Source organism: Achromobacter semiaridum (assembly GCF_053543755.1).
This window is the reverse complement of record NZ_JBLVOL010000028.1, coordinates 20,673-29,687: the sequence shown is the minus strand read 5'-3', so window position 1 is coordinate 29,687 and position 9,015 is coordinate 20,673. Positions and strand designations below refer to the sequence as shown.

10 protein-coding genes are annotated in these 9,015 nt (G+C 61.5%); 8 read left to right on the top strand and 2 right to left on the bottom strand.

Going from position 1 to position 9,015, the window contains the following annotated elements; all coding sequences use genetic code 11:
• Positions 1-29: 29 nt before the first annotated feature.
• Positions 30-1,019 (bottom strand): malate dehydrogenase, encoded by a 990-nt coding sequence (locus ACNPP0_RS08970; RefSeq protein ID WP_006218122.1) that lies wholly within the window; start codon positions 1,017-1,019, stop codon positions 30-32.
• A gap of 334 nt (positions 1,020-1,353) precedes the next feature.
• Between ACNPP0_RS08970 and ACNPP0_RS08965 the strand changes: the two genes are divergently transcribed.
• The 8 genes from ACNPP0_RS08965 (at position 1,354) to ACNPP0_RS08930 (ending at position 8,430) form a co-directional block, all read left to right on the top strand.
• Complete coding sequence (locus ACNPP0_RS08965; RefSeq protein WP_104143076.1) at positions 1,354-2,133, top strand: GntR family transcriptional regulator; 780 nt, start codon at positions 1,354-1,356, stop codon at positions 2,131-2,133.
• A gap of 121 nt (positions 2,134-2,254) precedes the next feature.
• Positions 2,255-2,671, top strand: a complete 417-nt coding sequence (gene sdhC, locus ACNPP0_RS08960) for a succinate dehydrogenase, cytochrome b556 subunit (RefSeq protein WP_046802658.1) — start codon at positions 2,255-2,257, stop codon at positions 2,669-2,671.
• On the top strand, positions 2,672-3,055 hold the full coding sequence (gene sdhD, locus ACNPP0_RS08955; RefSeq protein WP_100857262.1) for a succinate dehydrogenase, hydrophobic membrane anchor protein: 384 nt from the start codon (positions 2,672-2,674) through the stop codon (positions 3,053-3,055). It abuts the gene before it with no gap.
• 3 nt (positions 3,056-3,058) lie between these two features.
• Positions 3,059-4,837: a succinate dehydrogenase flavoprotein subunit gene (sdhA, locus tag ACNPP0_RS08950; RefSeq protein ID WP_046802660.1), complete on the top strand. Its 1,779-nt coding sequence runs from the start codon at positions 3,059-3,061 to the stop codon at positions 4,835-4,837.
• An 18-nt stretch (positions 4,838-4,855) separates the two neighbouring features.
• Positions 4,856-5,572: a succinate dehydrogenase iron-sulfur subunit gene (locus ACNPP0_RS08945; protein ID WP_006218127.1), complete on the top strand. Its 717-nt coding sequence runs from the start codon at positions 4,856-4,858 to the stop codon at positions 5,570-5,572.
• Positions 5,573-5,613: 41 nt separating this feature from the next.
• Entirely contained in the window at positions 5,614-5,874 is a 261-nt protein-coding gene (locus tag ACNPP0_RS08940) for a succinate dehydrogenase assembly factor 2 (protein ID WP_046802661.1), read from the top strand.
• Between the two features lie 20 nt (positions 5,875-5,894).
• Positions 5,895-7,205: a citrate synthase gene (locus ACNPP0_RS08935; RefSeq protein ID WP_006218129.1), complete on the top strand. Its 1,311-nt coding sequence runs from the start codon at positions 5,895-5,897 to the stop codon at positions 7,203-7,205.
• 100 nt (positions 7,206-7,305) lie between these two features.
• Positions 7,306-8,430 (top strand): hypothetical protein, encoded by a 1,125-nt coding sequence (locus ACNPP0_RS08930; protein ID WP_448705663.1) that lies wholly within the window; start codon positions 7,306-7,308, stop codon positions 8,428-8,430.
• 38 nt (positions 8,431-8,468) lie between these two features.
• On the opposite strand, the gene ACNPP0_RS08925 is transcribed toward ACNPP0_RS08930, so the two are convergent.
• Positions 8,469-8,921, bottom strand: coding sequence for a DUF2214 family protein (locus ACNPP0_RS08925; RefSeq protein ID WP_448705701.1), 453 nt, complete (start codon positions 8,919-8,921; stop codon positions 8,469-8,471).
• Between the last annotated feature and the right edge of the window lie 94 nt (positions 8,922-9,015).

The window sequence follows — 9,015 nt, the reverse complement described above, 5'->3', positions numbered from 1 at the left end:
ACCGGCCCCAATTCTGATTCAAGCGCTGCTTACTTCAGCAGGTCCTTGACGCCGTCGCGCTCTTCCAGCAGCTCTTTCAGCGTGAAGTCCAGGCGCTCGCGCGAGAAGGCGTCGATTTCCAGGCCTTCGACACGCTTGTATTCGCCGTTTTCGGTCGTGACCGGAACGCCGTAGATGATGCCTTCCGGAATGCCATACGAGCCATCCGACGGAACGCCCATCGTGACCCACTTGCCGTTGCTGCCCAGGACCCAGTCACGCACGTGGTCGATGGCGGCGTTGGCGGCCGAAGCGGCCGAGGACAGGCCACGGGCTTCGATGATGGCGGCGCCACGCTTGCCCACGGTGGGGATGAACGTGTCGCGGTTCCAGGCGTCATCGTTGATGAGCTTGGTCAGCGATTCGCCGCCGACGGTGGCGAAACGGAAGTCGGGGTACATCGTGGGCGAGTGGTTGCCCCAGACGATCAGGTTTTCGATGTCGGCAACCGGCTTGCCCGACTTGGCCGACAACTGCGACAGGGCGCGGTTGTGGTCCAGGCGCAGCATGGCGGTGAAGTTCTTTGCCGGCAGGTCCGGCGCCGACTTCATGGCAATGTAGGCGTTGGTGTTGGCCGGGTTGCCGACCACCAGGACCTTGACGTTGCGGCTGGCCACATCGTTCAGGGCCTTGCCTTGCGCCGTGAAGATCTGGGCGTTGACCGACAGCAGGTCCTTGCGTTCCATGCCAGGGCCGCGCGGACGGGCGCCAACCAGCAGGGCCACGTCGGCATCCTTGAAGGCGGTGCGCGGATCGCTGTGGGCGGTCACTTCCTGCAGCAGCGGGAAGGCGCAGTCATCCAATTCCATGATGACGCCCTTCAGGGCCTTTTGCGCTTTCTCGTCGGGGATTTCCAGCAGTTGCAGGATGACGGGTTGATCTTTACCCAGCATTTCGCCGGAGGCGATGCGGAATAGCAGTGCGTAACCGATTTGGCCGGCGGCGCCGGTGACGGCGACACGCAAGGCAGGCTTGGACATGGACGTTCTCCGTAATGGTTTGGCGAGAAAAATCTCACCAATCAGTGTAATCGTTGGGGCATCAAAAACGGCGCGCACGAACCTGCCGGCGCGGGGCCCTGACAGCCGTGAATCCTAGAACGATTTCAGGGGTCCGTCAAACGCTCTTCTATCTTATATAAGACATAAGACGTTGGACAGCGTCCGGGCCGATATGCCACAATAGAGCGTTTATTCGAATGCGCTACAGGCCGTTTCTTCATACCCCTGGCAGCGCATTTTTGGATGTGGGTCCGCACCCGTTTTGCGCCGCCCTCCCATCATCCGGATGAACATGACACTTTCAAGAAGATCCATGGCAGAGCCCCGGCCCGAAACCTCCTTACGCAATCGCGCCGCCCGTTCAACGGGCGAGGGGGCCGCTTTCAGTCCGCTCTATCGCCAGATCAAGGATCTGCTTGTCCAAAGCCTTGAACGCGGCGAATGGAAGCCCGGTGAACTCATCCCCAGCGAAATCGATCTGGCTGCCCGTTTTCAGGTCAGCCAGGGCACGGTGCGCAAGGCGGTTGACGAGTTGGCCGCCGAGCACATGCTGCTGCGCCGCCAGGGCAAGGGCACCTTTGTTGCCACCCACCATGAAGCCCGCGTGCGCTATCGCTTCCTGCGGCTGGCCGCCGACGATGAAAGCGAAGCCGGCCGCGCCGAAAGCCGCATCCTGGAATGCCGCCGCGTGCGCGCACCCGCCGAAGTCGCCCGTGCGCTGGACTTGCGCGCCGGCGAAACCGTTGTGATGATCCGCCGCCTGCTGTCCATGGGGCAGACGCCGACCGTTGTGGACGACATCTGGCTGCCCGGCTCCATTTTTCGTGGCCTTACCCTAGAGCTCTTAACTGCCAACAAGGCGCCGCTCTATGGCCTGTTTGAATCCGAATTCGGCGTCAGCATGGTGCGCGCGGACGAAAAGCTGCGCGCAGTGATTGCGCCGGCCGAAGTCTGTCCCCTGCTTAATGTTCCGGCCGGCACGCCGTTGTTGCAGGTAGACCGGGTGTCTTACACCTATGGTGACCGCCCCATGGAAATTCGCCGGGGTTTGTACTTGACCGATCGATACCACTACCGCAATAGTCTGAATTGATGAGCTTTTACACTACGATTTGATACCAACCCAATCTCTGGGCGAAAATAGCGTGTTTGCCCGAAAGGGCCACGGCAATTTCGCCGTCACGATTCCCTAGTTCCGAAACACCGAGGCCGTCATGTCCGACACCGCTGCCAAGCCACGTCCGCAGTTTCGCAATATTGGGCTTGCCCAAGTTGCGTTCTCCTATCGCCTGCCCCTGGCCGGCAAGCTGTCCATCCTGCACCGCATCAGCGGCATTTTGCTGTTCCTCTGTTTGCCCTTGGTCATCGTGCCGCTGTTCGCAGCAAGCGTGGCCGCACCGCAATCGTTCGCCTGGATCGCCTCCATCGCGACCAACCCGATCGTCAAGCTTGTCTTCCTGGTTCTTGTCTGGGGCTACCTGCACCACTTCTGTGCCGGCATCCGCTACCTGCTGCTGGACCTGCACATCGGCATCGACAAGCTGTCGGCCAAGAAAAGCGCCGGCGTGGTCTTCGGTGTCAGCCTGGCGCTGACGCTGGTGTTCGGTCTCAAACTGTTCGGAGTGCTGTAAATGGCCGCCGCTAAAAACTACGGACCCAAGCGCCTGGTCGTCGGCGCGCACTATGGCGTCATGGATTTCATCATCCAGCGCATCACCGCCGTCATCATGGCCGTGTATACGCTGGTGCTGCTCGTTGGCATCTTGATGATGCCCGCCTTCACGTATGAACACTGGGTCAAGCTGTTCAACTTCTACGTGGGATTCATTCCGGTTGGCCAGATCCTGGCCTCCCTTGCATTCATTGCGTTGGCCTGGCATGCCTGGATTGGCGTGCGCGACATCTGGATGGACTACGTCAAGCCGGTGGGCTTGCGCTTGCTGCTGCAAGTGCTGACGATCCTCTGGCTGATCGGTACGGTCGTTTACTTCGCGCAAATCCTCTGGAGCATTTAAGCCGTGGTCTCTGTCATGAAATCCTTGCCGCGCCGCCAGTTTGATGTGGTGGTCGTTGGCGCCGGTGGAGCCGGCATGCGTTGTTCGCTGCAACTGTCCCAAGCGGGGCTGTCCGTTGCAGTGCTGTCCAAAGTGTTCCCCACGCGTTCGCACACCGTTGCCGCACAAGGCGGCGTGAGCGCCTCGCTGGGCAACATGAGCGAAGACAACTGGTACTGGCACATGTACGACACCGTCAAGGGGTCGGATTGGCTGGGCGACCAGGACGCCATCGAATTCATGTGCCGTGAAGCGCCGAACGCCGTGTACGAGCTCGAACACTTCGGCATGCCGTTCGACCGCAACCCCGACGGCACGATCTACCAGCGTCCGTTCGGCGGCCACACCGCCAACTTCGGTGAAAAGCCGGTGCAGCGCGCCTGTGCCGCCGCCGACCGTACCGGCCACGCGCTGTTGCACACGCTCTACCAGCGCAACGTTGCCGCGCGCACCCAGTTCTTCGTCGAATGGATGGCGCTGGACCTGTTGCGCAACGAAGCCGGTGACGTCGTGGGCGTGACCGCCCTGGAAATGGAAACGGGCGAAATCTACATCCTCGAAGCCAAGACCACGGTGCTGGCCACCGGCGGCGCCGGCCGTATCTGGGCTGCTTCCACCAACGCCTTCATCAACACCGGTGACGGCCTGGGCATGGCAGCGCGCGCGGGCATCCCGCTGCAAGACATGGAATTCTGGCAGTTTCACCCCACCGGCGTGGCCGGCGCGGGCGTGCTGATCACGGAAGGCGTGCGTGGCGAAGGCGGCATCCTGTTGAACAAGGATGGCGAACGCTTCATGGAGCGCTATGCGCCCACGCTGAAAGACTTGGCCCCGCGCGACTTCGTGTCGCGCTCGATGGACCAGGAAATCAAGGAAGGCCGCGGTTGCGGTCCGGACGGCAGCTACGTCGTCCTGAAGCTTGACCACCTGGGCGCCGACGTCATCAACAAGCGCCTGCCCTCGATCCGCGAAATTGCCATCAAGTTCGGCAACGTCGACCCGATCAAGGAACCGATCCCCGTCGTCCCGACCATCCACTACCAGATGGGCGGCATTCCGGCCAACTACCACGGCCAGGTGCTGTCGCGCGAAAACGGCGAGAACAAGGTCGTCAACGGCCTGTACGCCATCGGCGAATGCGCCGCGGTGTCCGTGCACGGCGCCAACCGCCTGGGCACGAACTCGCTGCTGGACCTGATCGTTTTCGGTCGCGCCACCGGCAACCACATCGTCAATTCGCATCCCGAGCGCCAGCGCGCGCACCAGGATCTGCCGAAGGAAGCCGTGGACTTCTCGCTGGACCGCGTGAACAAGCTGGAATCGCGTACGTCGGGCGAAAAGACGCAAGACATCGGCAACGCCATCCGCTTCTCGATGCAGCGCCACTGCGGCGTGTTCCGCACGCTGGAACTGCTGAACGAAGGCGTGACCCAGATCGAAGATCTGGCCAAGCAAGCCGACAGCATCTACTTCAAGGACAAGTCCAAGGTGTTCAACACCGCGCGCGTCGAAGCGCTGGAACTGGCCAACATGACCGAAGTGGCCCGCGCCACGATCAAGTCGGCTGCTGCCCGTACGGAAAGCCGTGGCGCTCACGCGCTGGACGACCACCCGACGCGCGACGACGAGAACTGGCTGAAGCACACGCTGTGGTATTCCGAAGGCAGCCGCCTGGATTACAAGCCCGTGCAGATGAAGCCGCTCACCGTTGAGTCCTTCCCGCCCAAGGCGCGTACCTTCTAAGTCCGGATAGAGCCCATTATGAGCACCAAGAGAATCGTCAAGTTCGAAATCTACCGCTACGATCCGGACAAGGACGAGCGCCCCTACATGCAAAAGCTGGACGTTGAACTCCAGCCCACCGACAAGATGCTGCTTGATGCGCTGGTGCGCATCAAGAACGACGTCGATGACAGCCTGGCCCTGCGCCGCTCGTGCCGTGAAGGCGTGTGCGGTTCGGACGCCATGAACATCAACGGCAAGAACGGCCTGGCCTGCACGACGAACCTGCGTGAATTGAAGGAACCCATCGTTCTGCGTCCGCTGCCGGGCTTGCCCGTCATCCGCGACCTGATCGTGGACATGACGCACTTCTTCAACCAGTACCACTCGATTCGTCCGTACCTCATCAACGATGCGCCGCCGCCCGAAAAAGAGCGCCTGCAATCGCCCGAGGCACGCGAAGAACTGGACGGCCTGTACGAGTGCATTCTGTGCGCGTGCTGTTCCACGTCCTGCCCGTCGTTCTGGTGGAACCCGGACAAGTTCGTCGGCCCGGCCGGCCTGCTGCAAGCCTACCGTTTCATCGCGGACAGCCGCGACGAAGCCACCGGCGAGCGTCTGGACAACCTGGAAGATCCGTACCGCTTGTTCCGTTGCCACACCATCATGAACTGCGTCGACGTCTGTCCCAAGGGGCTGAACCCGACCAAGGCAATCGGCAAGATCAAGGAACTGATGGTCCGCCGTACGGTCTAGTGTCTATCTAGCGTGAAGACTTTTGTTTTTATGGTGTAAAGATGAGCAGGCTAACTGAACTGGAGCGGGCGCGTCTGCGTTGGCGGGCGCGCCGCGGCCTGCTCGAAAACGACTTGATCATCACTCGGTATCTTGACGCTTACGAGGCTGAACTTACCGATGATGATGTGGCCGCATTGACCCAGCTGTTCGAGATGGGAGACAACGATCTTCTCGACCTGCTGCTGGCCCGCAAGGAACTCGAAGGTGAACTGGATACCCCCAGGCTTCGGGGCATTATTGGCCAGATGCGCGCACTCTGATTAATGTGAGAGGAATAAACATGAACCTGTCTGACAAAAAAGCCACTCTATCCTTCTCGGATGGCAGCGCACCCATTGAGTTCCCTGTCTACAAGGGCACGGTCGGTCCGGATGTGATCGACATCCGCAAGCTGTATGGCCAGACGGGCATGTTCACGTTTGACCCCGGCTTCATGTCCACCGCGGCTTGCGAATCGGGTATCACGTACATCGACGGCGACAAGGGCGAACTGCTGTATCGCGGCTACCCCATCGAGCAATTGGCCGTCAATTGCGACTTCATGGACATCTGCTACCTGATCCTGAACGGCGAACTGCCGAACCAGGAACAGAAGGCGGACTTTGATTCGCAAGTGACCCATCACACGATGGTCAACGAACAGCTGCACTTCTTCCTGCGCGGCTTCCGCCGCGACGCCCACCCGATGGCCGTCCTGACGGGCCTGGTTGGCGCGCTGTCCGCGTTCTACCACGACTCCACCGACATCACGAACCCGCAGCACCGTCACATCTCGGCCATCCGCCTGATCGCCAAGATGCCGACGCTGGTCGCGATGGCGTACAAGTACTCGCAAGGCCAACCGTTCATCTATCCGCAGAACGACCTGTCCTACACGGGCAACTTCCTGCGCATGATGTTCGCCACGCCGTGCGAAGACTACAAGGTCAACGAAGTTGTTGAGCGCGCGCTGGATCGCATATTCATCCTGCACGCCGACCACGAGCAAAACGCGTCGACCTCGACCGTGCGCCTGTGCGGTTCTTCGGGCACCAACCCGTTCGCGGCGATCTCGGCCGGCGTGGCTTGCCTGTGGGGCCCGGCTCACGGCGGCGCCAACGAAGCTTGCCTGCAAATGCTGGAAGAGCTGCAAGCCAACGGCGGCATCGACAAGGTCGGTGAGTTCATGGAGAAGGTCAAGGACAAGAACTCGGGCGTGCGCCTGATGGGCTTTGGCCACCGCGTCTACAAGAACTACGACCCGCGCGCCAAGCTGATGCAGGAAACCTGCAAGGAAGTGCTCTCGGCCCTGGGCCTGGAAAACGACCCGCTGTTCAAGCTGGCCATGGAACTGGAACGCATCGCCCTGTCGGATCCGTACTTCGTCCAGCGCAAGCTGTACCCGAACGTGGACTTCTACTCGGGTATCGTCCAGCGCGCCATCGGCATCCCGACCTCGCTGTTCACGGCCATCTTCGCGCTGGCCCGCACGGTGGGCTGGATTGCCCAGTGGAACGAAATGCTGTCGGATCCCGATTACAAGATCGGCCGTCCGCGCCAGCTGTTCACGGGTTCGGTGACCCGCGACGTGCCCCCGATGGACAAGCGTTAATCCGCTTTCCGTTTCGGCAAGTCTGTGACAAGAAACCGCCTTCGGGCGGTTTTTTGTTGCCCGCGTGGCAGCGGCCAGGGCGCGGTGATATCCGGATATCATGCTGGCCATGATTCCCGTCTCATTGCCATCGGCCAATTTCTACCTGCTGCTGTTGTTCGGCATGCTTGCCGGCGTCGTGCTGGGCGGTTGGGCCCTGGTGCTGGCCATCAGCGCCGGCCATCGCCGCACCGTCCGCAAATACTGGAAGACATCGGCCATCCTGTTCGTGGTGTTGGCGGTGCCCTTTGCCTTTTTCGTCTGGGTGCAAGTCATCGTCGGCCAGATCGAACGCGAAAGCGAACGGGCCGAGGCGGCGCGCAATGTCACGCTGGAACAAGCTGCCACCGTCGGCGGTGTGGCCATGCCCGCCGGCACCCGCTTGAAGCTGCAGGACGAAGGGCAGTTGGAAACGTACGTGGCGGCCGAATTTCCCGTGCCCACCCCGATCTTCGGGGTGCAAGCCACACTGGCGCGCCGTTATCTGGACGCCGAATACGAAAAAGAAACGTACGCGCTGATCCGCCGGTATCCCCGCAGCATCATCCTGAAAGGCCAGGGCGATCAGACCGTGCTGGGATGGCGCTGCGACAGTACGCACGACATCGAATTCGATACCCAGCCCGACGGCACGATGAAGGCCTTGGACCAATGCCGCTTGGGTGCCGGCAACAACGTCGACGGCATGGCCATTCACGCGGGCTCGGTGCTGTATGGCTCGAACGGCACGGTGTACGTGGATGGCTCGACCGACCCTGACCGCTGGCGCATTGAAGTCAAGGACCCCGTGGCGGTCAGGGTATTCGGGCTGATGTTGAGTGAGCCCAGGGTCTATCTGGATGCCGACCGCCATCTGCTGCGCGTCAGCGATTCGGAGCTTGCCTGCCGGGCACGGTTCGGCGGCTTTGACTACGCCGAGGGCACGCAGGTCAAGACCATCAGGCGTGTGGTCGATGGGCAGCGGGAAGCCTTTCCCGGCGTGCTGGTGTTCAGCCCGGCTGCCGGGCAAGTCGCAAAGAAGGAAGGCCAGGCCGACGTGCCGCAGGGCATGTCGGTCATGCAGGCCTTTGATGGAACCTTGGTGGGCATCGTCACGAACGACGAAGTCGGCGTCTTCAAGTTTGCAAGCTTCAGCGTTGGCGACGAAGCCCCGGCGGCACCGGCTCGGGCGCGCTGCCCGCAGTAGCGGCGCGGCGCCTGGCACATGCGCCGCACCCGGCCCGCCTACACGCTGATATGACGCGCCATCAGCACCGCGAACAGCGGCAGGAAGATAAAGAGGTGTGATTCGATCATCACCCAGCGACGCACGCGCTTGATCTCGGGCAGGGTGGGCACGAAGCCCGCCTGTTGGCGCGACTGTTTTGCCCAGCGGAAAATCGCCAGCGTGGGCGGGATCGAACAGAGGGCGATGATGACGAACAGCGTGATCTTCGCGTGAAACCAGGGGCTGCTCATGTAGAACGCCGCGCCCTTCACGCCTTGCGTCAGGCGCAGCAGGCCGGTGATCAGCACCAGGACGGCGCTGACGCCGTAAAGGCGGTCGTAGATCACCAGGCGCTTGAGGTTGGCGGCGGTCAGATCGGGGCGCAGCAACACGGCTTCGGCGGTCAGCACGACCACCAGTACAAATATCGCAAGGTAATGGAACCAGGCGTATAGCGCATCGGCCAGCATGTTGTCTCCAGGGTAGGGGTGAAGCATGGTTTTACCATTGGCCGGTGGCGGGGCGCGGTGCGGCGGATATAAAAAAACGCATCGCGGCGATCAG